The organism is Streptomyces sp. NPDC046931, assembly GCF_040644655.1.
In the GTDB taxonomy this organism is placed as follows: Bacteria; Actinomycetota; Actinomycetes; order Streptomycetales; family Streptomycetaceae; genus Streptomyces.
The window spans coordinates 55,259-79,772 of the sequence record NZ_JBEYWX010000030.1 but is presented as its reverse complement, the minus strand read 5'-3'; the positions used below and the strand labels follow the sequence as shown (position 1 = coordinate 79,772).

General features: G+C 70.8%; 20 protein-coding genes and 4 pseudogenes. 18 read left to right on the top strand and 6 right to left on the bottom strand.

The window, feature by feature from the left end:
* The 5 genes and pseudogenes from ABZ876_RS34145 to ABZ876_RS34125 all read left to right on the top strand — a co-directional run.
* Positions 1-142 (top strand): annotated as a pseudogene (locus ABZ876_RS34145) (4-hydroxy-3-methylbut-2-en-1-yl diphosphate synthase); the annotation flags it as partial.
* Positions 143-171: 29 nt separating this feature from the next.
* On the top strand, positions 172-2,067 hold the full coding sequence (dxs, locus tag ABZ876_RS34140; RefSeq protein ID WP_361789082.1) for a 1-deoxy-D-xylulose-5-phosphate synthase: 1,896 nt from the start codon (positions 172-174) through the stop codon (positions 2,065-2,067).
* The gene (locus tag ABZ876_RS34135; RefSeq protein WP_361789080.1) at positions 2,064-3,461 is read left to right on the top strand and encodes an aspartate aminotransferase family protein; all 1,398 of its coding nucleotides are present in this window, start codon (positions 2,064-2,066) and stop codon (positions 3,459-3,461) included. The genes dxs and ABZ876_RS34135 overlap by 4 nt, the downstream gene beginning before the upstream one ends.
* A gap of 87 nt (positions 3,462-3,548) precedes the next feature.
* Positions 3,549-4,166, top strand: coding sequence for an XRE family transcriptional regulator (locus ABZ876_RS34130; protein WP_361789078.1), 618 nt, complete (start codon positions 3,549-3,551; stop codon positions 4,164-4,166).
* On the top strand, positions 4,163-4,282 hold the full coding sequence (locus tag ABZ876_RS34125; protein WP_361789076.1) for a DUF6126 family protein: 120 nt from the start codon (positions 4,163-4,165) through the stop codon (positions 4,280-4,282). Before ABZ876_RS34130 ends, ABZ876_RS34125 begins: the two co-directional genes overlap by 4 nt.
* A gap of 37 nt (positions 4,283-4,319) precedes the next feature.
* On the opposite strand, the gene ABZ876_RS34120 is transcribed toward ABZ876_RS34125, so the two are convergent.
* Positions 4,320-5,117: a tyrosine-protein phosphatase gene (locus ABZ876_RS34120; RefSeq protein WP_361789074.1), complete on the bottom strand. Its 798-nt coding sequence runs from the start codon at positions 5,115-5,117 to the stop codon at positions 4,320-4,322.
* A 214-nt stretch (positions 5,118-5,331) separates the two neighbouring features.
* Between ABZ876_RS34120 and ABZ876_RS34115 the strand changes: the two genes are divergently transcribed.
* Both ABZ876_RS34115 and ABZ876_RS34110 read left to right on the top strand, forming a co-directional pair.
* Entirely contained in the window at positions 5,332-7,404 is a 2,073-nt protein-coding gene (locus ABZ876_RS34115) for an alpha-galactosidase (protein ID WP_361789072.1), read from the top strand.
* Positions 7,405-7,588: 184 nt separating this feature from the next.
* Complete coding sequence (locus ABZ876_RS34110; RefSeq protein WP_361789070.1) at positions 7,589-8,374, top strand: SGNH/GDSL hydrolase family protein; 786 nt, start codon at positions 7,589-7,591, stop codon at positions 8,372-8,374.
* Between the two features lie 180 nt (positions 8,375-8,554).
* Here ABZ876_RS34110 and ABZ876_RS34105 read toward each other — a convergent pair whose 3' ends face one another.
* Positions 8,555-9,175, bottom strand: coding sequence for a TetR/AcrR family transcriptional regulator (locus tag ABZ876_RS34105; RefSeq protein WP_361789068.1), 621 nt, complete (start codon positions 9,173-9,175; stop codon positions 8,555-8,557).
* 14 nt (positions 9,176-9,189) lie between these two features.
* Entirely contained in the window at positions 9,190-10,380 is a 1,191-nt protein-coding gene (locus tag ABZ876_RS34100) for a Glu/Leu/Phe/Val dehydrogenase dimerization domain-containing protein (protein WP_361789066.1), read from the bottom strand.
* Positions 10,381-10,714: 334 nt separating this feature from the next.
* Between ABZ876_RS34100 and ABZ876_RS34095 the strand changes: the two genes are divergently transcribed.
* Both ABZ876_RS34095 and ABZ876_RS34090 read left to right on the top strand, forming a co-directional pair.
* Positions 10,715-11,899: an MBL fold metallo-hydrolase gene (locus tag ABZ876_RS34095; protein WP_361789064.1), complete on the top strand. Its 1,185-nt coding sequence runs from the start codon at positions 10,715-10,717 to the stop codon at positions 11,897-11,899.
* A pseudogene (locus tag ABZ876_RS34090) lies at positions 11,868-12,230 on the top strand (transposase); the annotation flags it as partial. The gene ABZ876_RS34095 and the pseudogene ABZ876_RS34090, both read left to right, overlap by 32 nt.
* Positions 12,231-12,242: 12 nt before the next feature.
* On the opposite strand, the pseudogene ABZ876_RS34085 reads toward ABZ876_RS34090, so the two are convergent.
* Positions 12,243-12,898, bottom strand: a pseudogene (locus ABZ876_RS34085) (class I SAM-dependent methyltransferase).
* A gap of 229 nt (positions 12,899-13,127) precedes the next feature.
* On the opposite strand from ABZ876_RS34085, the gene ABZ876_RS34080 reads away from it, so the two are divergent.
* Positions 13,128-13,970, top strand: coding sequence for a hypothetical protein (locus ABZ876_RS34080; RefSeq protein WP_361789062.1), 843 nt, complete (start codon positions 13,128-13,130; stop codon positions 13,968-13,970).
* A gap of 221 nt (positions 13,971-14,191) precedes the next feature.
* Positions 14,192-16,060 carry a hypothetical protein gene (locus ABZ876_RS34075; RefSeq protein WP_361789060.1) on the top strand — a complete coding sequence of 623 codons (1,869 nt, stop codon included), beginning with the start codon at positions 14,192-14,194 and terminating at the stop codon, positions 16,058-16,060.
* Positions 16,061-16,180: 120 nt separating this feature from the next.
* On the opposite strand, the gene ABZ876_RS34070 is transcribed toward ABZ876_RS34075, so the two are convergent.
* Entirely contained in the window at positions 16,181-16,879 is a 699-nt protein-coding gene (locus tag ABZ876_RS34070) for a hypothetical protein (protein WP_361789058.1), read from the bottom strand.
* Positions 16,880-16,936: 57 nt separating this feature from the next.
* A pseudogene (locus ABZ876_RS34065) lies at positions 16,937-17,771 on the bottom strand (MFS transporter); the annotation flags it as partial.
* A 316-nt stretch (positions 17,772-18,087) separates the two neighbouring features.
* On the opposite strand from ABZ876_RS34065, the gene ABZ876_RS34060 reads away from it, so the two are divergent.
* The 7 genes from ABZ876_RS34060 to ABZ876_RS34030 all read left to right on the top strand — a co-directional run bounded on the left by ABZ876_RS34060 (position 18,088) and on the right by ABZ876_RS34030 (position 24,514).
* Complete coding sequence (locus tag ABZ876_RS34060; RefSeq protein ID WP_361789056.1) at positions 18,088-20,037, top strand: ATP-binding protein; 1,950 nt, start codon at positions 18,088-18,090, stop codon at positions 20,035-20,037.
* An 84-nt stretch (positions 20,038-20,121) separates the two neighbouring features.
* A complete protein-coding gene (locus ABZ876_RS34055; protein WP_361789054.1) occupies positions 20,122-20,562 on the top strand; it encodes a roadblock/LC7 domain-containing protein in 441 nt (146 codons plus the stop codon).
* Positions 20,559-20,930 carry a DUF742 domain-containing protein gene (locus tag ABZ876_RS34050; RefSeq protein WP_361789052.1) on the top strand — a complete coding sequence of 124 codons (372 nt, stop codon included), beginning with the start codon at positions 20,559-20,561 and terminating at the stop codon, positions 20,928-20,930. The genes ABZ876_RS34055 and ABZ876_RS34050 overlap by 4 nt, the downstream gene beginning before the upstream one ends.
* Positions 20,908-21,510: an ATP/GTP-binding protein gene (locus ABZ876_RS34045; protein WP_361789051.1), complete on the top strand. Its 603-nt coding sequence runs from the start codon at positions 20,908-20,910 to the stop codon at positions 21,508-21,510. The genes ABZ876_RS34050 and ABZ876_RS34045 overlap by 23 nt, the downstream gene beginning before the upstream one ends.
* A complete protein-coding gene (locus tag ABZ876_RS34040; protein ID WP_361789049.1) occupies positions 21,507-22,064 on the top strand; it encodes a GAF domain-containing protein in 558 nt (185 codons plus the stop codon). The genes ABZ876_RS34045 and ABZ876_RS34040 overlap by 4 nt, the downstream gene beginning before the upstream one ends.
* Before the next feature lie 155 nt (positions 22,065-22,219).
* Positions 22,220-23,248 (top strand): L-threonine 3-dehydrogenase, encoded by a 1,029-nt coding sequence (tdh, locus tag ABZ876_RS34035; protein WP_361789047.1) that lies wholly within the window; start codon positions 22,220-22,222, stop codon positions 23,246-23,248.
* A gap of 66 nt (positions 23,249-23,314) precedes the next feature.
* Positions 23,315-24,514 (top strand): glycine C-acetyltransferase, encoded by a 1,200-nt coding sequence (locus ABZ876_RS34030; RefSeq protein ID WP_361789045.1) that lies wholly within the window; start codon positions 23,315-23,317, stop codon positions 24,512-24,514.

Below are 24,514 nucleotides of genomic sequence, written 5' to 3'. Positions count from 1 at the left end.
GATCTTCGTCAAGGGCGAGGTCATCAAGACGGTGCCCGAGTCGAAGATCGTGGAGACCCTGATCGAGGAGGCCATGAAGCTCGCCGAGCAGATGGGGAAGGACGGCGCCGGAGCCGGAGAACCGGCAGTCACCGTGTGCTGAACAGCACGGACGTGAGAGGGGGCCCGAGCGTGACGATTCTGGAGAGCATCCGGGGACCACGTGACCTGAAGGCACTGTCCGAGGCGGAACTGAGTCGACTGGCCGAGGAGATCAGGGAGTTCCTGATCCACGCGGTCGCCAGGACGGGTGGTCACCTGGGGCCCAATCTGGGGGTGGTGGAACTCTCCATCGCGCTCCACCGGGCCTTCGAGTCACCGGTCGACCGCATCCTGTGGGACACCGGCCACCAGAGCTATGTCCACAAGCTACTGACAGGACGTCAGGACTTTTCCAAACTGCGCGGCAAGGGCGGGCTGTCCGGCTACCCGTCGCGCGAGGAGTCCGAGCACGACGTCATCGAGAACAGCCATGCCTCCACCGCGCTCGGCTGGGCCGACGGGCTCGCCAAGGCCCGTCAGGTGCAGGGGGAGAAGGGCCATGTCGTCGCCGTCATCGGAGACGGCGCGCTCACCGGCGGCATGGCGTGGGAGGCGCTCAACAACATCGCCGCCGCCAAGGACCGCCCGCTGATCATCGTCGTCAACGACAACGAGCGCTCGTACGCGCCCACCATCGGCGGCCTCGCCAACCACCTCGCCACCCTGCGGACGACCGACGGGTACGAGAAGGTGCTGGCCTGGGGCAAGGAGGTGCTGCAACGCACGCCCGTCGTCGGCAACACCGTCTACGAGGCCCTGCACGGCGCGAAGAAGGGCTTCAAGGACGCGTTCGCCCCCCAGGGGCTCTTCGAGGACCTCGGCCTGAAGTACGTGGGGCCCATCGACGGACACGACATCCGGGCTGTCGAGTCGGCGCTGCGCCGCGCGAAACGCTTCCACGGACCGGTGCTGATCCACTGCCTGACCGAGAAGGGCCGCGGCTACGAGCCCGCGCTCGCCCACGAGGAGGACCGCTTCCACAGCGTCGGCGTGATGGACCCGCTGACCTGCGCGCCTCTGAAGCCGGCCGGCGGTCCCTCGTGGACGTCGGTCTTCGGCGACGAGATCGCGCGGATCGGCGAGGAGCGCGAGGACGTCGTGGCCATCACTGCGGCCATGCTGCACCCGGTCGGCCTGGCCGGGTTCGCGCAGCGGTTCCCCGACCGGGTGTGGGACGTCGGCATAGCCGAGCAGCACGCGGCGGTGTCCGCGGCCGGGCTCGCGACCGGCGGACTGCACCCCGTCGTCGCCGTCTACGCGACCTTCCTCAACCGCGCCTTCGACCAGCTGCTCATGGACGTCGCCCTGCACCGCTGCGGCGTCACCTTCGTGCTCGACCGGGCCGGGGTCACGGGCGTCGACGGACCCTCGCACAACGGCATGTGGGACATGTCGATCCTTCAGGTCGTGCCGGGCCTCAGAATCGCCGCACCACGCGACGCCGACCAGCTGCGGGCGCAGCTGCGGGAGGCGGTCGCGGTCGACGACGCGCCGACCCTCATCCGCTTCCCGAAGGAGTCGGTGGGCCCGACGATCCCGGCGGTGGACCGGATGGGCGGCCTGGACGTGCTGCACCGCGCCGAGCTGCCCGAGGTGCTGCTGGTCGCCGTCGGTGTCATGGCGCCCGTCTGCCTTCAGACCGCCGAACTGCTCGAGGCCCGCGGCATCGGCTGCACGGTGGTCGACCCCCGCTGGGTCAAGCCCGTCGACCCGTCCCTGCCGGGGCTGGCGGCCGGCCACCGCCTGGTCGCGGTCGTCGAGGACAACAGCCGCTCCGGCGGCGTCGGATCCGCGGTCGCGCTGGCGCTGGGCGACGCCGAGGTCGACGTACCCGTAAGGAGGTTCGGCATCCCGGAGCAGTTCCTCGCGCACGCCAAGCGCGGCGAGGTGCTCGCCGATATCGGCCTCACCCCGGTCGAGATCGCGGGGCGGATCAGCGCCTGCCTGGCCGTCAAGGATGAGCTGTCCAAGGAGAAACAGGAATGACCACCCCTTCCGGCAACGGGGAGTTCGACCTCGGCGCGCTCCTGGCCGAGCGCGGGGCCGAGCGCTACGACCTGCACGCCAGGTACCTCAACCACCAGCTCCCGCGCATGCTCCACACCATCGGCTTCGACAAGGTCTACGAGCGGGCCGAGGGCGCCCACTTCTGGGACGCGGACGGCAACGACTACCTGGACATGCTCGCCGGCTTCGGGGTGATGGGCCTGGGGCGCCACCACCCCGTGGTGCGCAGGGCACTGCACGACGTGCTGGACGCACAGCTCGCCGACCTCACCCGCTTCGACTGCCAGCCCCTTCCGGGGCTGCTGGCGGAGAAGCTGCTCACGCACAGCCCCCACCTGGACCGGGTGTTCTTCGGCAACAGCGGGACGGAGGCGGTGGAGACCGCGCTGAAGTTCGCCCGGTACGCCACCGGCAGGCCCCGGATCCTGTACTGCACCCACGCCTTCCACGGGCTGACCACCGGGTCCCTGTCGGTGAACGGCGAGTCCGGCTTCCGTGACGGCTTCGCCCCCCTGCTGCCCGACACGGCCGTCACGCTCGGCGACCTCGACGCCCTGGCCCGGGAACTGGCCAAGGGGGACGTGGCGGCCCTCATCGTCGAGCCGATCCAGGGCAAGGGCGTCCACGAGGCCCCGCCCGGCTATCTGCGCGGCGCCCAGGAGCTGCTCCACCGGCACAAGGCCCTGCTGATCGCCGACGAGGTGCAGACCGGGCTCGGCCGGACCGGGGACTTCTACGCCTACCAGCACGAGGACGGAGTCGAACCGGACCTGGTGTGCGTGGCGAAGGCGCTCTCGGGCGGCTATGTACCGGTCGGCGCCACCCTCGGCAAGGAGTGGATCTTCAAGAAGGTCTACTCGTCCATGGACCGGGTGCTGGTGCACTCGGCGAGCTTCGGGTCCAACGCCCAGGCGATGGCGGCCGGGCTCGCCGTCCTCTCCGTCATGGAGAACGAGCAGATCGTCGCCAATGTGCGGGCCGTCGGCGAGCAGCTGAAGTCCAGGCTCACGGCGCTCGTGGACAAGTACGAGCTGCTCGGCGACGTACGCGGCCGGGGCCTGATGATCGGCATCGAGTTCGGCCGGCCCAGCTCGCTCAGACTGCGCGGGCGGTGGACCATGCTCCAGGCCGCCCGCAAGGGCCTCTTCGCGCAGATGGTCGTCGTCCCGCTGCTGCAGCGCCACCAGATCCTCACCCAGGTCTCCGGCGACCATCTGGAGGTGATCAAGCTGATTCCGCCGCTGATCGTCGGCGAGCAGGACGTCGACCGGTTCGTCGACGCGTTCACCGCGGTGATGGACGACGCGCACGGCGGCGGGCTGATGTGGGACTTCGGAAAGACCCTGATCAAGCAGGCCGTGACGAACCGCTGAGCGGGGCCGGGAACGGCCTGCCCCCCGGGCTTTGCCTCAGAGGCAAGGAATTTGCCATTGAGGCAAAGCTCCGGCTGAATGGAGGGTATGAGCTCTCCCGAGACCGACGCCGGGTCGGCCGAGAACCTGCCGGTCGTCGCGCCGCAGCTGCGTGCGCTGCGCCGCCGGTCCTCGCTCACCCTGGAGGCCGCGGCCCGCGCCGCCGGGCTATCGGCCGCGCACCTGTCCCGGCTGGAGACCGGACAGCGCCAGCCCTCGCTGCCGATGCTGCTCGCACTGGCTCGTATCTACGGTACAACCGTCTCCGAACTGCTCGGCGAGACCGTCGCCGACCGGGACGCCGTCGTACGAGCCCCCGCCATGGAACCGACCTGTGCGGGCGGCTGGACCTACTGGCAGGCCGGCGCGCCCGGACGCGGCATGCAGGCCCTCCGTGTCCACGTCCCGTACGGCACCCAGGGCGACATCGTGCGCGTCCACCCCGGCGAGGAGTGGCTGTACGTCCTCAAGGGGCGCCTGCATCTGCGCCTCGGTGACACCGCGCACGTTCTCGCCCCGGGGGACAGCGCTCACTTCGACTCGCTGACCCCGCACCGCCTGGCGGCCGCCGATCACGGCGGCACCGAGCTGCTCTTCGTCCACACCCTGCTGCAGAGCCCGATCGCGGCGCTCTGTCTCGGCCCCCACCCAGGAGAAACGTCATGAGCGACATCGAAGACAAGTTCCCCCGCGCCCTGTGGGTGCGGCTGATCGTCTACATCGCGGTCGGCCATGTCTTCGCCGCCTTCATCTTCCTGCTGTTCCAGGTGGGAGCGAAGTAGGGCGCGGCCGCCGCGGCCCGGTCCGGCGGCCGGCCCCTCAGTCCAGCAGCCGCCCGCGCAGCAGCTCCCGCACCTGCTCCGTCACGCCGAGCCCCCGCTCCAGATAGGCGTCCACGCCGCCCCAGGTCTCCTCGACGGTCTCGATCGCCGCCGTCAGGTACTCGACCCGCGCGTCGAACAGGGGGCTGAGCAGCTCCATCACCTCGGGCGAGTACGTGTCGGGCGACGAGCCGTTGCGGTACACCTTGTACCGGCGGTGCTTGGCGTTGGACTCCAGGTAGTCGGCGACGATCGCCTCCCGCTCGACCCCGAGCGCGAGGAGCGTCACCGCGATCGACAGACCCGCGCGGTCCTTGCCCGCGGCGCAGTGCATCAGCGCGGGCACGCTGTCCTCGGCCAGCGCGTGCAGCACCTGGGAGTGCTCGGCCGTGCGCTCTCGGATGATCTTGCGATACGAGGCGATCATGCGGTTCGCGGCCTTGCCGTCGGAGAGCAGCCCGCGCAGCTGCTCCAGGTCGCCGTCGCGGACCATCTTCCAGAACTCGGCCCCGTCCGCCGGGTCCGTCAGCGGAAGGCTGACGTTCCGCGCACCCGGCAGCTCGACGTCCGGCCCCTCCAGCTTCTTGTCGGCCGCGTTGCGGAAGTCGAAGACGGTGTGCAGACCGAGAGAGGCCAGGAACGCCGTGTCCTCCTCCGTCGCGTGCGCGAGGTGGCCGCTGCGGAAGAGCACTCCGTGCCGCACGCGCCGCCCGTCCACGGTCGGCAGGCCCCCCACGTCCCGGAAGTTGCGTACTCCGGTCAGTTCGGGCTCGGTAGAGGGGACCAGTTGCGTCACGGGGGCTCCTCGCATCCGTCCGTCGCCGCTGTTCGTCGACGGGCCGCGCTTCGACGATACGACATGGGTTCATCAGGCAATCATCAGGCGGGTGTCATGGAGGGGGCCGGACGGGGTGCCGGGCCGGAACCGCACCGAAGCCGTTGCCCACGACACCCCTCAGGGTCGATGATGTTGAGACCTGATCGTACCTGTTCGAATCTGTGGGGGTCGCATGTTGGAGATCGGCGCTGACGGTCGTACCTGGCTGCTGTCGGGGCCCGCGAGCAGCTACGCGTTGCGGCTCACCGGGGGCGATGAGCTGCTGCATCTGCACTGGGGGCCACGCATCGCCCTCGCCGACGCCGAGGCCCTCGCCGCACTGCCCGCACCCCCGTACCGGCCCTTCGAGTCCCCGCTGGACGGCCGCGAGGAGTACCCGGTCGAGGGTGGCCCCCGGTTCGTACGGCCCGCCCTGTCCGTCCGCACCGAAGAACGCCGAGGCACCGAGTGGGCCTTCGAGGCGTACGAGACCGACGGCGAGGAGCTGCGGCTGCGGTTCACCGACGGCGGACTCCTGATCACCCTTCACTACCGGATGCGCGGCGATGTCGTCGAGCGCTGGGCGGCCCTCGCCAACGACGGCCCCGCCCCGGTGGAGCTCCTGCGCGCCGACTCGGCCACCTGGACCCTGCCCGACCGCGAGGGCTGGCGGTTGTCGCAGCTGCACGGCCGCTGGGCGGCCGAGTCCCGGCTCGTACGGTCCGGCCTCACCCACGGCGAGAAGGTCATCGGCAGCCGTCGCGGCCACACCGGGCACCAGCAGCTCCCGTGGGTCGCGCTCGACGCGGACGCCACCGAGGAGCGCGGCGAGGTCTACGGCTGCGCACTGGCCTGGTCGGGCAGCTGGCGGATCGCCGTCGCCCAGCTCCCCGACGCGCGGGTGCAGATCACCGGCGGGGCCGGATACGACGACTCGGGACTGATGCGCCTGGCCGCGGGGGAGACGTACACCACTCCCGTCTTCGCCGGCCTGTGGAGCGACGGAGGTTTCGGCGGCGCGAGCCGCGCCTGGCACGCATACCAGCGGGCGCATGTCATCCCGGACGCCGACCGCGACCGGCCCGTGCTCTACAACTCCTGGGAGGCGACCGGCTTCGGTATCTCCGAGGAGCAGCAGCGGGCGCTGGCGCGGCGGGCCGCGGCGATGGGCGTCGAGTTGTTCGTGGTCGACGACGGCTGGTTCGGAGCGCGCACCAGCGACCGGGCCGGGCTCGGCGACTGGACCCCCAACCCCGACCGCTTCCCGGGCGGGCTGAAGCCGCTTGCCGACGATGTGCACGCCCTCGGGATGCAGTTCGGCATCTGGGTCGAGCCGGAGATGGTCAACGCGGACAGCGACCTGTATCGAGCGCACCCCGACTGGGTGCAGTACCAACCGGGACGGAAGCGGACGGAGTTCCGCAATCAGCTTGTACTCAACATGGCGCGCGAGGACGTCCGGGAATATCTGTGGGAGCAGTTGGACGGGCTGCTGTCCAGCGCCCCGATCGACTATGTGAAATGGGACTTCAACCGCTGCTTCACCGACGCGGGCTGGCCCGGCGAGGAGTACCCGCAGCGGCTGTGGGTCGACCATGTGCACGCGCTCTACGGTCTGCTGGACCGGCTGAGGGCCGCGCACCCGCAGGTCGCCTTCGAGTCCTGCTCGGGCGGCGGCGGGCGCGTCGACCTCGGCGTCATGAGCCGTACGGACCAGGTGTGGACCTCCGACAACACCGACCCGCTCGACCGTCTCGCCATCCAGCACGGCTTCAGCCAGATCCATCCGGCCCGGGTGATGGCCGCCTGGGTCACCGACAGTCCCAACACCCAGCTCAACGGGCGGGTCAGCGCACTGCGCTTCCGGTTCGTGAGCGCCATGGCCGGGGTGCTCGGCGTCGGCGGCGACCTGACGGAGTGGACCGAGGGGGAGCTGGCCGAGGCCCGGGACTGGGTGGCCCTCTACAAGGAGATCCGCCCGGTCGTGCAGCACGGCGACCTCTATCGGCTCCGGCCCCCGGAGGGTGGGCTCAGCGCGGTCCAGTACGTCCTCGGCGAGGAGACCGTCGTCCTCGCCCTGCTCCAGGCGCAGCACTACGGTGAGCCGGTCGCACCACTACGTCTACGGGGCCTTGACCCCGCGGTGTCGTACGAATGCCGCGAAACGGGTGAAATCGATCGGGGAGCCGTGCTGTTGCACCACGGTCTGCGCACGGGGCTGCAGGGCGACTTCGACGCGACGGTCATCCGGCTGCGCCGCGTCTGAGCGTTCCGCGAGCTCGTGTCGGCCCCCTCAACACCCGTACTCAGAGGCTTATTCCGAATCGGCCCGAACATCCCGAGTGGTCTATCTCACCGTCCGTCAACCCCTTATTACGGTCGCGTAGCTCACATCCGAAGGTGAATCATGGTCCGATGTGGCAGACGATTCGAAGAATGACAACAGATCAGTGATCGGGTCGTACGTGGCGGTGGGGGACAGCTTCACCGAGGGCGTCGGCGACCCCGGCCCCGACGGACAGTTCGTCGGGTGGGCCGACCGGTTCGCGGTGCTCCTCGCCGACCGGCGTCCCGAGGGCGACTTCCGGTACACGAACCTCGCCGTACGCGGCAAACTGCTCGACCAGATCATCGCGGACCAGGTCCCCAAGGCCCTTGAACTGGCCCCGGACCTGGTCTCGTTCTGCGCGGGCGGCAACGACATCATCCGGCCCGGAACCGACCCCGACGAGGTCGCCGAGCGCTTCGAGCGCGCCGTCGCCGACCTCACCTCAGCCGTCGGCACCGTCATGGTCACCACCGGCTTCGACACCCGCGGCGTGCCCGTGCTCAAGCATCTGCGCGGCAAGATCGCCACGTACAACGGTCACGTCCGGGCCATCGCCGACCGGTACGGCTGCCCGGTGCTCGACCTGTGGTCCCTGAAGACCGTCCAGGACCGGCGTGCCTGGGACGACGACCGCCTCCACCTCTCGCCCGAGGGGCACACCCGGGTCGCCCTGCGGGCGGGCCAGGTGCTCGGCCTCGAGGTGCCGGCCGACCCGGACCAGCCCTGGCCGCCGCTGCCGCCGCGCGGCACGTTCGAGGTGCGGCGCGACGACATCCACTGGGCGCGGGAGCACCTGGTCCCGTGGATCGGGCGCAGGCTGCGCGGTGAGTCCTCCGGGGATCGCGTGGTGGCCAAGGGCGCCCTGTCGCCGGACGACATCAAGATGCGGATCACGCAGGCGGTCTGATCCGATCGCGTGAGCGGTCCGATGCGGATGGCGCACGGGTCCGATACGGACTGCGCGTGATCCGGTCCGGATCGCCGTACCGGTTCGGCCCGGGCTCCACGCCCGGGCCGCAGGCCCGGCCTCCGGCCTGCGTACGGGGCGTATGCCGAGCCCGGCCTCGATGCGCGGCGGCGGGGCGGATCAGCCCCTCGCTGTCGTCAACTCCGCGCGGTCCACGCCCAGTTCGCGAGCGAGCGCCTCGTCCACCCACTCCCGGGCGCGCGCCCGGGAGACCGTGCCCTCGTACGCCGTCATGTGCACGGCCAGCCCATCGAGCAGCGCGGTCAGTCGCAGCGCCGTGCCCACCGGGTCGGGGCAGCGGAACTCGCCCGCGGCGACTCCCTCCGCCACGACCTCGATGATCGCGGCCTTCCACTGCCGGTCGAGGTCCCGCGCGACCTCCCGCAGCGCGGGCTCGCGCAGCGCCGCCGCCCAGCCCTCGATCCACAGCCGCCAGCCCTTGGCCTGCCCGGTCGGCGCGTACCAGCGCACCGCCGTCCGCAGCCGACGCAGCGCCGACGTGCGCCGTCCGAGCAGCTTGCGCAGATGGGCGAGATCGTCCTCGGCGGCGTACGCGAAGGCTTCGGCGACCAGCTTCTCCTTGGTCGAGAAGTGGTACAGCACCAGCGCGTTGCTCACCCCGAGGGCCGAGGCCACGTCGGCGATCCGCACCGCCGCCACGCCCCGGGCCTCGATCTGACCGACGGCGGCCCGGAGCAGCTCCTCGCGCCGCTGGGCCACGCTCAACCGCACCCTCGTCACGCGGCAACCCTATGTCACCGGTACCAACCGAACCGCTCCGCGATGACCGGCAGCCGGTCCGCCGCGAGCGCGTGCGCGGCCGCCCGGGGACTCGCCCCCTCGGCCTCCGCACGGTCGAGCATCCGGCCGACCAGGGCCCGCATCGCGCGCCGCGTGTACGCGAACGCCTCGTCGGCGTCCGCCTCTATGTCGCCGAACAGCGTCCACCACCACCAGGCGTTCGTCCCGGAGTTGACCACCACGTCCGGCAGCACGGTCACCCCGCGCGCCGCGAGCAGTTCCTCCGCCTCGGGCAGCACCGGCATGTTGGCCGCCTCGGCGATCCACCGGGCACCGATCCGCTCCTGGTTCACCGTGTCCACGGCGTACGACACCGCCGCCGGCACCAGCACCTCCGCCTCGGCCGACAGCCAGGCGTCGCCCGGCAGTTCCCGGTCGGCGGGGCGCAGCGCCGCGCGGTCCACCGTCCCGTGCACGTCCCGCGTGGCGAGCAGCGCCTCGACGTCGAGCCCCTCCCGGTTGGCGATCGTGCCCTTGACGTCGGCGACGGCGACGACCGCGAGCCCCGCACGCGCCAGAAAGCGTGCCGTGGCCCCGCCCATGGTGCCGAAGCCCTGCACGGCGACGCGCGTTCCCGCGTAGGCCACGCCGGCCCGGTCCAGGGCGGTCAGAACGGACTCGGCGACTCCGCACCCGCCGACCAGCCCGTCCAGGCCGATCCCGTCCACCTCGACCGCGAACGCGTCGGCGAGCCGCCGGCGTGCCGCCGTCTCGTCGTCGAGCAGCGGGTACACCGCCTGCACCGAGGACACGAGCCCCGCCTCGGCGGCCGCCCGGTCCACCAGGTCCTGGGTGAGCCCGAGGTCCTCGCCGGTGGTCCACATGCTCTCGATGTACGGCTTCATGGCACGCAGATAGCGCACCAGGACGTCGTACGCCTCCGGGGCCCGGGGATCGCAGTCGATGCCGCCCTTGGCGCCCCCGAGTGGGACGTACCGGCTGTCGGGGTCGTAGTGCAGCGCCTCCTTCATGGTCATGCCACGGGCCAGCCCGGCGACCTCGTCCGGCGTGCAGCCCGGCCGCATCCGCAGCCCGCCGCTCGCGACCCCCCGTACCAGCCGGTCGACGACGAGGTACCCGCGTCGGCCGGTGACGTGGTCGGTCCAGGCGAGCGTCATCAGGGGAGCGTCCCGATCGATGGTCATGCGCACACTGTACTGAACCACCATTCAGTTGCATGCGGCGCTTCCGGAGGCGTTTGCCAGCACACTCGGGCGGCGGGGGAGGGCGCCTGGCCGGGGCCGTGGTACCGGCGAGATGCCCCGCCCACGGTCCGCATGACTGCATCACGACCCCGACGCGGAAGAAGAACGCGCGGCGCGGGGTTGGGAGGGTACGGGCCTGGAGCACCTCGAGGTGACATCCGGGCCCGCACATCGCGCTGAAGGCCGGGGCCATCGCGCTGTGACACGGCCGCCCCGGCGCTGTCAGAGGGGCCCGCTCATAATGGAGGGCCTCACCCACTCCACTGGAGGTCCCGTGACCGGTTCCCGTTCCCTGAGCTCCGGCCTCCGCGCGCTGCGGCCCGCCGCCTTCGGCGCGGATCCGAGCGGGGAGCGCCTGGCGCGCATCCGCAGATCGCCGCATTTCGCGGACGGCGTCTTCGTGAACCCTGAAGGCACCCGGATCCGCCCGTCCGGCAACTCCACTCTGGAACTGGCGAAGGTTTTCTTCCGCAAGGACTCCCGGGCCCGCCGGGTGCCGACCAGTACGGTTCCGGTGCACCCGACGACGTATGCCGATCTGGCGAAGCCCCCGGCGAGCGGGCTGCGGCTGACGTGGATGGGGCACTCCAGTGTGCTCGCCGAGATCGACGGGCACCGGGTGCTCTTCGACCCGGTGTGGGGCGAGCGCTGCTCCCCCTTCGACTTCGTCGGACCCAGGCGGCTGCACCCGGTACCCCTGCCGCTGGCCGCGCTCGGCCCGGTCGATGTCGTCGTCATCTCCCACGACCACTACGACCATCTCGACCTGCCCACCATCAAGGCCCTGGCCGGTACGGACACCGTGTTCGCGATACCCCTCGGCGTCGGCGCCCACCTCGAGCACTGGGGTGTGTCCGCGGACCGGCTGCGCGAGCTGGACTGGCACGAGTCGACGAAGGTCGGCGGCATCACCCTGACCGCCACCCCCGCCCGCCACTTCTGCGGCCGCGGCCTGCGCAACGCACAGCACACACTGTGGGCGTCGTGGTCCGTGGCAGGCGACCGGCACCGGATCTACCACAGCGGTGACACCGGCTACTTCGACGGCTTCAAGGACATCGGCGCCGAACACGGACCGTTCGACGCCACGATGATCCAGATCGGCGCCTATTCTGAGTTCTGGCCCGACATCCATATGACGCCCGAGGAGGGCATGCGTGCCCACCTCGACCTCCAGGGCGGGCGGCCGCACGGCGTGATGCTGCCGATCCACTGGGGCACCTTCAACCTGGCGCCGCACGCCTGGGCCGAGCCCGGTGAGTGGACGAAGGCCGCCGCCGACGCCGTCGGGCAGGCGGTCGCCCTCCCCGTTCCAGGCCGGCCCTTCGAGCCGGCTGGAGACCTGCCCACGCGTGCCTGGTGGCGGGATGCGGCCTTGCCGCTGAATCGCAAATGGCCGGTTCCGGAGATCACCCCGGTGGCGTCTCGTGAGGGCCTCGACCTCGTGGGCGAGGGCTGACCGTGACGAGCTGAAGCGCGTCACGGAAGTCCTTGCAACCAGGCCGCAGCACCGCCGACCGCCGCGACACCGCCGACCGGCGCGGCGCCGACGGCCACGGCTCACCCTGCGTATCGTCTCCCGGCCCAAGGACACCAAGGGCTTCGTCGTCCTGCCGCGGCGTTGGAAAGTCGAGCAGACGATCGGCTGGTGCATGAACGCCCGCCGCAACGCACGTGACTACGAACGCCTCCCGCAGCACTCCGAAGCCCATCTGAACTGGGCACTCATCACCATGATGACCCGGCGCCCGACCCGCAAGAACCCCCGCACAGGCAGCTGGGCGAAGAAGTGGCCAGGCTGGTCAGGGCTGATTCCATACGAGCGTATGGCGCCAGAACATCCGTCGTCGCAGCCGTGCGCCTGGGAGGACGTCCCTGGTTTCGCGCACGATGTCGTCAACGGTCATGTCCGCTGGGCGGGTGGGAGCCGTCATCGAGACCGGCCGGAGCGAGGGGCGGCCATTGCTCTTCAGCAGCCCATGGCGGCGTTGGCCGGAATGGCGGCGGCACCGAGCAAGTGGTCCACAGGGGTCTGGGCGCGCGCCAGACCGACGATCACCAAGGTCCCTCCCGGCGCCAGATGACGGCGGAAACAGGTGAGTGCCCGGGTGAACGGCAGGTGATGGATCGTGGCGACGCACGTGATGACGTCGTAGGAGCCGACGGGGAACTCGGATATCGCATCCGTGACGGTGAAGGTCGCGGGAAGCGCAGCTGGAGTCAGCTTCTCGGCCTGCGCGGTGATCACCGGATCGGAAACGACTCCCTTGACCGCGGCGGCACGTTTGGCCAGGAGCCTTGCTAGGCCACCGCTGCCGGAACCGACGTCCAAGGCGCGGTTGAAGCGTCTCGGAAGCCGCCGGAGGATCCAGCGGTGGTAACGGGCGTTGTGATCCCACGGATGGGCGGCATTGAACCGTTCAAGAGCCCGCAGGACACCAGGCGACAGGATCTCCATCCACCCAGTTCACCAAGGCCCGGCAGTCAGCACACCCCGTTCGTCGCCGATGTCGAGCCCCGGTCGTCGGCAACCAACTGCCGTCTCATGCCCTCTTCCTGGTCGACTGATGGATGAGGTCCCACCGGCCCGGCCATCTCCGACCAAGGGGGAATCGTTGTTCCGCAATGCAGTTCGGGCCGTGGGCGTCGCCGGCCTTGCCGTAGCGCCCTTGCTGGGAGGGGCGGCAGTGGCATCGGCCGAGGGCGCCGACCCGACTCCGGGCGGCAGCCCGTCCGCAGCGGTCCGCCTGGAGTACCACGTACCCCAAGGCAGCACCCTGGAGGCGGGTGACGCCCTCTGGTTCAGTATCGAGGGAATGCCACCGGGATGGGACGAAGTCAAGGTCACCTCCCCGGCCCTGCAGGAGCCGATCACCCTGGCTCCCGTGAAGAAGGGATCGACGCAGTCGGTCCAGACGAACGAGGCGGGAACAGAGCACCGCATCCGCTCGGGCCTGCGCCCGGGCACCTATCCGGTCACCGCGACGAGCCACGGCCGTACCGTCGCCGTCGCACGACTCAAGGTCGCGGCCGAGGACTCTGCGCAGATCGGCCGGTTCGTCATCGGTCCCAGGGACGCGTTCCCCGGCAGCGACACAGCCGTCTCCCTACGGCCGGGCAGTGACGTCCGGGTGGTCCTCACCGACCTGCGGGCCGCACCAGGGGAGAACTCCCTGACCGTCGTGTCACCCATCTTCGAAGGTCCGTTGACCATCAAGACGGACAGCCCGGACGACCCCGGCTGCAAGTGCGACGACGGCGGCACGGTCTACGCGGGCCACGCACGGCTGCGAGGCGACGTACCCGAGGGCCGCTACACCGTGACCGTGGTCAGCCACCATGGGCAGCAGACCACGAAACAGCACGTCACGGTCGTCGGCCGGCCCGTCACGGACGGCGGCCCCTCCTGGGCGGTCACCGGGGGCGTCGCGGCCGCGGGACTGGCCCTCGCTTCCGGCGGCGTGTTCGTGGTGCGGCGCCGCCGCTCACGGAAGGCCGATCCCTCCGCACGGCGGCAAACCCGGCAGTAGCGGCAGAACCGGCGGCGCGGCCCGCCCCTGCCTTCTTCGCCCTTCCCTCGTTCTCCAACGTTTCCTCCGGCCGTTTCCGTCCGGAGGCAGTTGTTCCATGACTCAGAAAGCGTTCCTTGCATACCTCACACAGACGAATATCGCGCCTTGCGGTCCTTGCGGCCGGAAGCGCCCTGTTCCTGACGGGCGGGGGAGGCCTCGCTCAGGCCCAGGTTCAGGACGTGACACCGACGCCCCAGCTGTCCCCGGCGACGGTGCCGTCCGCCGTACCGTCTTCCGAACCGGCGCCTTCGCTCTCCGTCAGCCCCTCGACCGCGAACGGCGCCGGGGAGCCCTCGGCCTCCCCCTCGGCGAGCGCGGGCGGGTCCACCGGGACGGAGGGCGGCGACGGCGACTGGTCGGACGCGGACGCCATCCGCTTCTGGACGCCTGAGCGCATGGCCTCGGCCACCGACCCGGCACTGCCCGCGCAGCAGGCGGGACCGAGCGCCAAGGCCCGTATGCGGCGGGCGGCTTCGGCCGGTCCCGCGGTGGCGGCCGACATGCCGACGGCTGAGCACATCCTCGGTCTGAAGTCCGTCGGGACGATCTTCACCTACAGCGCGGACCCGACCACCGAACAGATGCACGCGCACAAGTGCTCCGCCAGCGTGGTGGAGAGCCCCGGGCGCAACCTCATCCTGACCGCCGGCCACTGCTCCGGGGGCAAGGCCGTCTTCGTTCCCATGTACGCCGCCGAGTACACGCTGGACAAGCAGACGCTCGGCTTCTACCGGATCTCCGACTGGTTCGTCGACAACCGGTACGTGCACAACACCAAGAAGCCCATCTCCGACCTGGACTTCGCCTTCGGCCGGCTCGAGCCCTCGAAGAGCGGCAAGCAGGCGCAGGACGTGGTGGGCGCCAACAAGCTGCTGCGCACGCCGGGTTACCTGAACAAGGTCACGATGCTGGGCTACCCCTCCAGCCACGACCCCGAGGACCATCCCGTGCGGTGCCCCACGCAGACGGAGGCGCTGCCCGGCTTCTACCAGATCCAGGCCAAGTGCCGTGGTATGTGGGGCGGTGTCTCCGGCGGCCCCTGGTTCTCCCAGGTGGACTGGGCGAAGGGCACCGGTCAGATCATCGGCAACGTCGGCGGGTACAACGGCGGCGGCAACGACGCGAACGTGGACTGGCTCACGTACAGCCCCATGCACGGCGACTGGTTCTTCCGCCTGTACGACGAGGCCAAGAACAACCAGCACGTCGAGCACGGCAGCTCCTACGACCAGCCGCCGCTGCCGTACTCCATGGGCGGCGGTGAGACCTGGTCCCATGCCAAGCTGATGGCCTCGGGCGAGTACACCGGCGACGGCAAGGGCGATCTGATCGTGGTCTGGACCGACGGCGAGGTCACCCTGTACACCGGCGACGGCAACGGCGGCTTCACCGGCGAGCGCCGGCTGGCCGCGCCCCATGGCATCTGGAAGAACGCCAAGTCCCTCGCGGGTGGGGACTTCTCCGGCGGCAACGGCTCGGACCTGCTGGTGGTGTTCGACTCCGGCGAGGTCAGGCTCCTCCCCGACGTCGGCACCGAGGGCGTGGACGGCGGGATCAAACTGGCCGACGCCGGTTCCATCTGGAGCCACGCCGACCAGATCACCGGGGGCAGCTTCGGAACCGCGAAGTACGTCACTGATCTGCTGGTGCGCTGGAGCGACGGCGAAGTCACCGACTACACCGCCGTCGGTGACAAGGGCTTCGGCACCGAACACCAGCTGCAGAAGCCGAAGAGCGCCTGGAAGGACGCCACCCTGGTGACCGCGGGCGACTTCACCGGCGGCAACGACTGGGACACCCTGGTGCGCTGGTCCAACGGAAGGGTCTCCCAGTTCCAGGAGACCGGCCCCGGCGGCGTCGGAAAGGAGGTCCAGATGGCTCCGGCCGGCAGCATCTGGTCCCACGACTCGGTGATGACAGCGGGCAGCTACGACTCCAACGGCTGGCCGGACGACCTGGTCGTCCGCTGGTCCGACGGCGAGACCACCATGTACACCCACACCGGCGCCACCTTCGGCACCGAACACATGCTCGTCGCCCCGAAGTAACCGCCCCACGACCTGCCCCCACAGCCGAGGCGCATCCGGGTGACCCGAACCACCGGGCCACCCGGACCGCCCGCCGGGTGCCCCTGGTGCCGGAGGACCGACCGCGGACGGGTGTGGCTCTCAGGACTGCTGAGCGCCGCAGAAGGGGCACTTGGCGACGTTCGCCTTCATCAGCAGGGTGGGCAGCGGACTGTTCAGGATCTCGTCGCGGGGCAGGGTGAGGCCGAAGTGCCGTTCGATGACGCCCAGACATGTCCGGTGAAGAGCGCGGCGGTCGTCCCCGCGCCCTTCGGGATCGTCGAGCCGAAGGCCCGCGGCCGTCAGCTCCGCTTCGAGGGCGGAGACGACGTCCGCGTCCCCGTCGACCCGGCCGGATCCCCATGAGCCGTCGAGGTGCAGATTGAAACTGCACACGGTGCGGCCGTCGTGCTCGTAGGAGAAGAACGGCGGGACGGGCTTGCCGTTCTCCTCCTCGTACCACAGCCGGAAGATGTGGGCGCCACCTTGTGACACGGGCGGTTCCGGGCCGAACTCCCCGTACCAGAAGCCGTGCTGGACGACGTAGGACCACTCGTCGATCTCTCCGTAGCGGAGGGCGATGGCGTTGTGGGTGTCCCCGAACAGGCCGCTCATCACGTCGTCGGCCTGCCGCCCGGTCAGGCTCCCGAGGAAACGTGGCTGCTGCTTGTTCCGGCCGTACCGGCCGGCGGCGACACGCGCCGCCAGTGTCTCTCCGGCGAGGTCCAGGGCGATGACGACGCTGTATCCGCCCCAGTCGATCGACTTCGGCTCCGCGAGCCAGGTGATTCCGTCGCTCATGCGGATCACCCCATCAGGCGGCTCCGTCCAGCGCTGTGGCGGAAGCCACAATTCAGCTCACGGGACAGCGAAACCGGCCAGGCCATTCCCCGCAGGGAATTGTCGCCGGCCGACCCGGTCATGAACATCGCCGGCATGGACATCGGTGTACTGCTTCCGACCGGAACCGCCCAGTGGGGTGCGACCGACGACCCTCGCGAGCTGGTCGGCTTCGGCCGTGCGGCCGAACGCCTGGGCTACTCCTCGCTGTTCGTCAACGACTCCCTGGCCGGCCCGCGCATCGAGGCCTTCACGATGGGCGCTGACGGCGGTGCGGGCCTGGTCGAAGTCGTCGGTGTCTACGGCCTGTTCCTCGACGACGGCGGTCCGCAGAACGTGGACGACCTGCAAGGGGCTGCCGGCGTCGCGGGCGAGGCGGGCCGCGGTGCCGGCGATCACGGCGGCCCTGTCGTGATCGCCGACGGCGACCACGACAGGAGGTGTGCCGACGGCGGTCTGTGCGCCGACAGGGGTGAGCGTGGGGGGCCGTCCCTGGCCGGTGTGCCGTTCGGCCCGGTGGAGCAGACGGTGGCCGCAGGCAGAACGGGGATCGCCGGCAGGAAGGTGCCGGCGCCCACGTAGAAGGGGACGCTCAGGTCGGTGGCGTCGGCCGGCTTGCCGGCGACATACGGGGCCAGGCCGCCGCCGATGAAGCGCAGAAAGCCGTAGGCGGAGGAGGCCACGGGGCGTTCGACGGGGAGACCAGCATGACGGCCTGGGTGGTCAGGGTGTTGCTGATGCCGATGAAGGCGCCGCTGACGATGACCGCCACGATGACCACGGTCGGGTTGCCGACGCCGGCGGCGATGACGGCCATGACGAGGCCGGGGCCCAGCAGGTTGGCGTACAGCACGGTGTAGTGCGAAACAATGGGCGTCCCCCGGCGACCTCTTCTGACCGATCCTGACCGCTTTCTGAGCGGTGGCGAGCGCAGTCTGTGGCGCGGATATCGGCCTGTCGTACGAGGCCTCATACCAGAGCGGGAAGCTCTGCGGAGGACTTATCAACAGCCCACCGCACTTACCCGCAGGGCGACTACTCTGAGTTGCCGTCGGTGGACGCAGCGCCCAAATGGGCGGCTGTCTCGACCGGCGCCGCGATGCCGAACGCCCGAGTCGCGCAGACCCGCGGGAGCCCCACGCCCCGACGCACCCAGTACGAGGACGCCGATGTCTCACCTCCGCGCACCGGCCGCACGCGCAGACCGCCGTGAGGGCGGGCGGCACGGGCGAACGGTCGCCCCCACCACCCCCTCACCGGTCGAGACCCCCATACGGCCCCAGCTGCTGCGCCTTGCGATCCTGCCGCCCGTCGCGGTGGCCCTGAGCGCCTGCGCCGCCGTGCTCTTCACCGTCCGCACCACCGGCGCGCGGCCCACCTCCACCTTCTGGGCAGTCCTCGCGGGCGCCCTCGCCGTGGCCCTCGCGGGCATCGTGATCGCCGCGGTGGCCGCCGAACGCACCGCGACCTGCGTACGGGAACGCATCGACGCGCTGCGCCGCGCCAGCGCCAGCGGCGAGGCCGATCTGCATGCTCTGGTCGAGACGCTGCGCCGCGGCGAGGCACCGCCCGCACACAGGCCGCACGGCAAACCCGCAGAGGACGCCGACGACTTCGAACTGCTCGCCGCCGAGCTGGCGCGCGCCCACGACGGCGCCGTAGCCGCGGTCGTGCAGGCCTCGCAGCTCTCCAGCCAGGCCGGCAGCGAACAGAAACTGGAGGTGTTCCTCAACCTGGCCCGGCGCCTTCAGTCCCTCGTGCACCGGGAGATCTCGATCCTCGACGAGCTGGAGAACGAGATCGAGGACCCCGACCTGCTCAAAGGCCTCTTCCACGTCGACCACCTCGCCACCCGCATCCGGCGCCACGCCGAAAACCTCGCGGTGCTCGGCGGCGCCGTCTCCCGCCGCCAATGGAGCACCCCGGTGCCCGTCACAGAGGTGCTGCGCTCCGCGACCGCCGAGGTCGAGCAGTACGCGCGGGTCAGACTCGTGCCGCCGATCGAGGGCACCCTGCGGGGGCATGCCGTCGCCGACGTGATCCACCTGCTCGCCGAACTCGTCGAGAACGCCACGGTGTTCTCGTCGCCGCACACTCAAGTGCTGCTGCGGGCGGGCCTCGTCACCTCGGGACTCGCCGTGGAGGTCGAGGACCGCGGGCTCGGCATGCCGCCGGCCGAACTGAACAGAATGAACGCCCTGCTCGCCGACCCCGACCAGGTCAACGTCGCCGGCCTGTTGGCGGACGGCCGTATCGGCCTGTTCGTGGTCTCCCAACTCGCCCGCCGCCACGGCATCCACGTCCGCTTGCAGACCAACATCTACGGCGGTGTCCAAGCCGTGCTCGTGGTGCCGCAGAGCCTGCTGGGGGGCGCTCCCGGCACGGCCGAGGTCATGACACCGGCCATTCCCCAGGGGAGGGACACGGGGAGGACACCGGTCGTTCCGCAGACGACGCACACGGGGAGGACACCGCTCGTGCCCCCTGGTGGCCCAAGCGCAGGGGACCCGGACCCGGCGGGTATGCACGCCCCGGCGCCGCCGCCGTGGGACGGCCAGGCCGTCGGCTCCTCACCGGGCGCCTCGGAGCATCCCGTGCCGCCCGGCCCCCGGCAGCCGTGGGAGCACGGGACCCCGGCCGGCCGGGCGCGGTCACCGTTGCCCGTACGCGATGCCGACGCCCCGCGCGCCAACCCCGCCGAAGCGCTGCCCGGCGTCCGCCCCGGTGACCGTCCGGCCCCCGTGGAGGCCCCGGGCGGGCCCGCGGTGGCGCCCGGCGGGCAGGTGGCTGCTCCCGGCAGGCGTCCGACGTCGCAGACGGGCGCCGTGCGCGGCACCATGGGCAAGCCCCGACTGCCCCGCAGACGCGCCCAGGAACACATCGCACCGCAGCTCCGCGGCGGCCCCACCGCGCCCGTCCGCCAGGACGCCGGCCGGCTTTCCGGCCACGATCCGGGCCTGATGGCCGCGTTCCAGCGGGGCATCCACCTCGCGGAGGCGCGGCAGCAGTCTGAGCCGGACCGCGCCGAGACGGCCGTCCGCGCGGAGCCCGGGGCCGCCCAGCGCCCTCCCGACCCCGACCTGACGGCACGTCATCACGGGAACAGACCGGCCGGATGACCCCGACGCCCACCCCCACCCCCGCCCCCACCCCCACCCCCACCCGCTCTCGCGGACCTGCGTACCCCAAGGAGTCGATCCACCATGGCGAGCGATGTGCCGACCGCCCAAGTCTCCGATCTCGACTGGCTGATGAGCGGCCTCGTGCAGCGTGTACCCCACACCAGAAGCGCGGTCCTCCTCTCCTGCGACGGGCTGGTGAAGTCCGTGCACGGCCTCGACACCGACAGCGCCGACCACATGGCCGCCCTGGCCTCCGGCCTCTACTCGCTCGGCCGCAGCGCGGGCGTCCGTTTCGGGGACAGCGGCGACGTACGGCAGGTGGTCGTCGAACTCGACTCGACCCTGCTCTTCGTCGCCACCGCCGGTTCCGGCAGCTGTCTCGCCGTCCTCGCCGACCGCGAGGCCGACGCGGCCGTTCTCGGCTACGAGATGGCCATGCTGGTCAAGAGCATGAGGCCCTATCTGGCCACCGCGCCCCGCCGGAGCGCCGCCCAGCCCTCGGCGACCCGGCCTCGAGCGTGACCCCGGCCGGCGACGGCCCCTGGCTCGACGACGCCGCCGGACGGCTGATCCGTCCCTACACGGTCAGCAACGGCCGCACCCGACCGAGCACCGTCCTCACGCTGCTCTCCCAGGTGAGGGCCACCGGCACCGCCCCCCTCGGCCATCTCGGCCCCGAGCACTCCCAGGCGCTCGGACTGTGCCGGGTCCCCGTCTCGGTCGCCGAGGTGGCCGCGCATCTGAAGCTGCCCGCGATGATCACCAAGGTGCTGCTGTCCGACCTCGTCGACTGCGGGTCACTCACCACCAAACTCCCCTCATTCCATCCCAACCCCACTGATCGGTCTCTTCTGGAGGCAGTGCTCGATGGACTACGACGACAGCTCTGACCCCTTCCCCACCGCGCTGAAGATCCTGGTGGCGGGAGGGTTCGGAGTGGGCAAGACGACCTTCGTGGGCGCGGTGAGCGAGATCGCGCCGCTGAGCACGGAGGAACTGCTGACCACGGTCAGCGCCGCGACCGACAGCCTCGACGGGATCGAGAACAAGGTCGAGACGACCGTGGCGATGGACTTCGGCCGTATCACCCTGGACCCGCAGCACGTGCTGTACCTCTTCGGCACGCCCGGACAGGAACGGTTCTGGTTCATGTGGGACGAGCTGTCCGAGGGCGCACTCGGAGCGGTCGTCCTCGTCGACACCCGCCGTCTGGAGGACTGCTTCGCCGCCGTCGACTTCTTCGAGCAGCGCGGAGTCGGATTCATCGTCGCCGTCAACGAGTTCGACGGCGCCCACCGCTACGACCCCGGGGAAGTGCGCACCGCCCTCGACCTCGGCCCGGAGGTCCCCGTGGTGCGCTGCGACGCCCGTATCTCCAGCTCGGGAGTGCAGACCCTGCTCACGCTCGTCCGCCACCTCCTCGCGCACGCCCCGGCGGCACCGGTCCCCACGCGCGGAGCCCGCACATGACCCTGAGCCGACTGCTGCTGACCCCCGAGGACCAAGACGCTCCCGAGCGCGTCCGCCGACTGCGCCGGCTCGGACTCGGAGAGCGTGCCGAACCGCAGTTCGACGAATTCGCGGACCGGGTGGCGGCACTCGCCGCGGCGCCGTACGCGATGGTCACCTTCATCGACGAGCACCGGCAGTTCTTCGCGGGGCTCCACCAGCCCGACGACCGCCCGCTGACCGCCGTCACCACCCCGGACGGCACGGGGCAGCCGGCCCGTCACCTGGGCCGCGAGTACGGCTTCTGCCCGCATGTGGTCGTCCGTCGCAAGGCGCTCGTCCTCGAGGACGTCCGCGACTATCCCCGCTTCGCCGGCAACCCCGTCGTCGACGAGATCGGCATCCGCTCCTATCTGGGCGCGCCGCTCGTCGACCGCACGGGCACCGCCCTCGGCACGGTCTGCGCCGCCGACGTGGAACCGCGTCCCTGGGGCCGGGCGGGTCTGGAGACCATCAAGACGCTGGCCGCGGAGCTGGCGGAGGGAATCGGCCGACGGGAGAGCGACGCGACCTGAGGCGGCGTGAAGGAAAGCTGTGGCGGCGCTTAAGAAATCCTCGATGGACCGGTGCGTCGCCGTAGGGCAGATTGCTACGCGATTCCACTCCTCTCCCCGTTGCGGGTTCCTTCACCGTGCCCGGAACCGGGACCTCACTCACAGGAGCCGTAGCGTTGAAGGCGCTGGTCAAGGAGAAGGCGGAGCCCGGGCTTTGGCTCACTGACGTTCCCGAGCCCGCCGTTGGACCCGGTGATGTACTGATCAAGGTTCTGCGGACCGGCATCTGCGGCACCGATCTGCACATCCGGGCCTGGGACGGCTGGGCACAGCAGGCGATCCGCACTCCGCTCGTCGTCGGGCACGAGTTCGTCGGCGAGATCGTCGCAACGGGCCGGGACGTCGTGGACGTCAAGGTGGGCGACCGGGTCAGCGGCGAGGGCCATCTGGTGTGCGGGAAGTGCCGCAACTGCCTGGCCGGGCGCCGCCATCTGTGCCGCGCGACGGTCGGGCTCGGTGTCGGGCGCGACGGCGCGTTCGCCCAGTACGTGGCCCTGCCCGCCGGCAATGTCTGGGTGCACCGGGTCCCCGTGGACCTCGACGTCGCCGCGATCTTCGACCCGTTCGGCAATGCGGTGCACACCGCCCTGTCGTTCCCGCTGGTGGGCGAGGACGTCCTGATCACCGGTGCCGGTCCGATCGGCCTGATGGCCGCGGCCGTGGCCCGGCATGCGGGCGCACGCAACGTCGTCGTGACCGATGTGAGCGAGGAGCGTCTGGCGCTGGCGCGCAAGATCGGTGTCAGTCTCGCGCTGAACGTCTCCGACGCGACGATCGCCGACGGCCAGCGTGAGCTCGGCCTGCGCGAGGGCTTCGACATCGGCCTCGAGATGTCCGGCCGCCCCGAGGCGATGCGCGACATGATCGCCAACATGACGCACGGCGGGCGGATCGCCATGCTCGGGCTGCCGTCCCAGGAGTTCCCCGTCGACTGGGCCCGGATCGTCACCTCCATGATCACGATCAAGGGCATCTACGGGCGCGAGATGTTCGAGACGTGGTACGCGATGTCGGTTCTGCTCGAGGGCGGGCTCGACCTCTCTCCCGTGATCACCGGCCGGTACGACTACCGCGACCACGAGGCGGCGTTCGAGGACGCGGCGAGCGGCCGGGGCGGCAAGATCATCCTGGACTGGACCGCGTAGCTCCCGTCCCGCGCTCGTCCCCCGTATGTACCGCCTTCCCGCGCAAGCACTTTGAGGAGCTTCCCCATGTTCGATTCCGTGCGCGACGACCTGCGCGCCACCCTCGACGAGATCCGGGCCGCCGGGCTGCACAAGCCCGAGCGTGTGATCGGCACCCCGCAGTCTGCGACCGTGAACGTCACCGCGGGCGGCCGCCCCGGTGAGGTGCTCAACTTCTGCGCCAACAACTACCTCGGTCTCGCCGACCACCCCGAGGTGATCGCCGCGGCCCACCAGGCGCTGGACCGCTGGGGCTACGGCATGGCGTCCGTGCGGTTCATCTGCGGTACGCAGGAGGTGCACAAGGAGCTGGAGGCGCGGCTGTCCGCGTTCCTCGGCCAGGAGGACACGATCCTGTACTCCTCCTGCTTCGACGCCAACGGCGGTGTCTTCGAGACCCTCCTCGGCCCCGAGGACGCCGTCATCTCCGACGCCCTCAACCACGCCTCCATCATCGACGGCATCCGCCTGTCCAAGGCCCGCCGCTTCCGCTACGCCAACCGCGACATGGCGGACCTGGAGCGGCAACTGAAGGAGGCGTCCGAGGGCGGTGTCCGCCGCAAGCTGGTCGTCACCGACGGTGTGTTCTCCATGGACGGCTATGTGGCGCCGCTGCGGGAGATCTGCGACCTCGCCGACCGGTACGACGCCATGGTCATGGTCGACGACTCGCATGCCGTCGGCTTCGTCGGCCCGGGCGGCCGCGGCACCCCCGAGCTGCACGGTGTCATGGACCGCGTCGACATCATCACCGGCACCCTCGGCAAGGCGCTCGGCGGCGCCTCCGGCGGCTATGTGGCCGCCCGCGCCGAGATCGTCGCCCTGCTGCGCCAGCGCTCGCGGCCGTACCTCTTCTCGAACACCCTCGCCCCGGTGATCGCGGCGGCCTCGCTCAAGGTGCTCGACCTGCTGGAGTCGGCGGGCGACCTGCGCGAGAAGCTGGCCGGGAACACCGCTCTCTTCCGTCGCCGGATGACCGAGGAGGGCTTCGACGTCCTGCCGGGCGACCACGCGATCGCCCCGGTGATGATCGGCGACGCGGCGAAGGCCGGACGCATGGCCGAACTGCTGCTGGAGCGCGGGGTGTACGTCATCGGCTTCTCCTACCCGGTGGTCCCGCAGGGCCAGGCCCGCATCCGGGTGCAGCTGTCCGCCGCGCACTCCACGGGCGACGTCAACCGCGCGGTCGACGCGTTCGTGGCGGCCAGGGCGGAGCTGGAGGGCTGA

What these genes read in the sequence shown, in the direction of transcription:
- ABZ876_RS34100 (WP_361789066.1), bottom strand. Translation starts at nt 10,380, where the DNA reads ATGACCATCGATCGGGACGCTCCCCTGATGACGCTCGCCTGGACCGAC.
- ABZ876_RS34125 (WP_361789076.1), top strand. Translation starts at nt 4,163, where the DNA reads ATGAGCGACATCGAAGACAAGTTCCCCCGCGCCCTGTGGGTGCGGCTG.
- ABZ876_RS34060 (WP_361789056.1), top strand. Translation starts at nt 18,088, where the DNA reads ATGTCTCACCTCCGCGCACCGGCCGCACGCGCAGACCGCCGTGAGGGC.
- ABZ876_RS34055 (WP_361789054.1), top strand. Translation starts at nt 20,122, where the DNA reads ATGGCGAGCGATGTGCCGACCGCCCAAGTCTCCGATCTCGACTGGCTG.
- ABZ876_RS34130 (WP_361789078.1), top strand. Translation starts at nt 3,549, where the DNA reads ATGAGCTCTCCCGAGACCGACGCCGGGTCGGCCGAGAACCTGCCGGTC.
- ABZ876_RS34030 (WP_361789045.1), top strand. Translation starts at nt 23,315, where the DNA reads ATGTTCGATTCCGTGCGCGACGACCTGCGCGCCACCCTCGACGAGATC.
- ABZ876_RS34040 (WP_361789049.1), top strand. Translation starts at nt 21,507, where the DNA reads ATGACCCTGAGCCGACTGCTGCTGACCCCCGAGGACCAAGACGCTCCC.
- ABZ876_RS34115 (WP_361789072.1), top strand. Translation starts at nt 5,332, where the DNA reads ATGTTGGAGATCGGCGCTGACGGTCGTACCTGGCTGCTGTCGGGGCCC.
- ABZ876_RS34135 (WP_361789080.1), top strand. Translation starts at nt 2,064, where the DNA reads ATGACCACCCCTTCCGGCAACGGGGAGTTCGACCTCGGCGCGCTCCTG.
- ABZ876_RS34070 (WP_361789058.1), bottom strand. Translation starts at nt 16,879, where the DNA reads ATGAGCGACGGAATCACCTGGCTCGCGGAGCCGAAGTCGATCGACTGG.
- ABZ876_RS34045 (WP_361789051.1), top strand. Translation starts at nt 20,908, where the DNA reads ATGGACTACGACGACAGCTCTGACCCCTTCCCCACCGCGCTGAAGATC.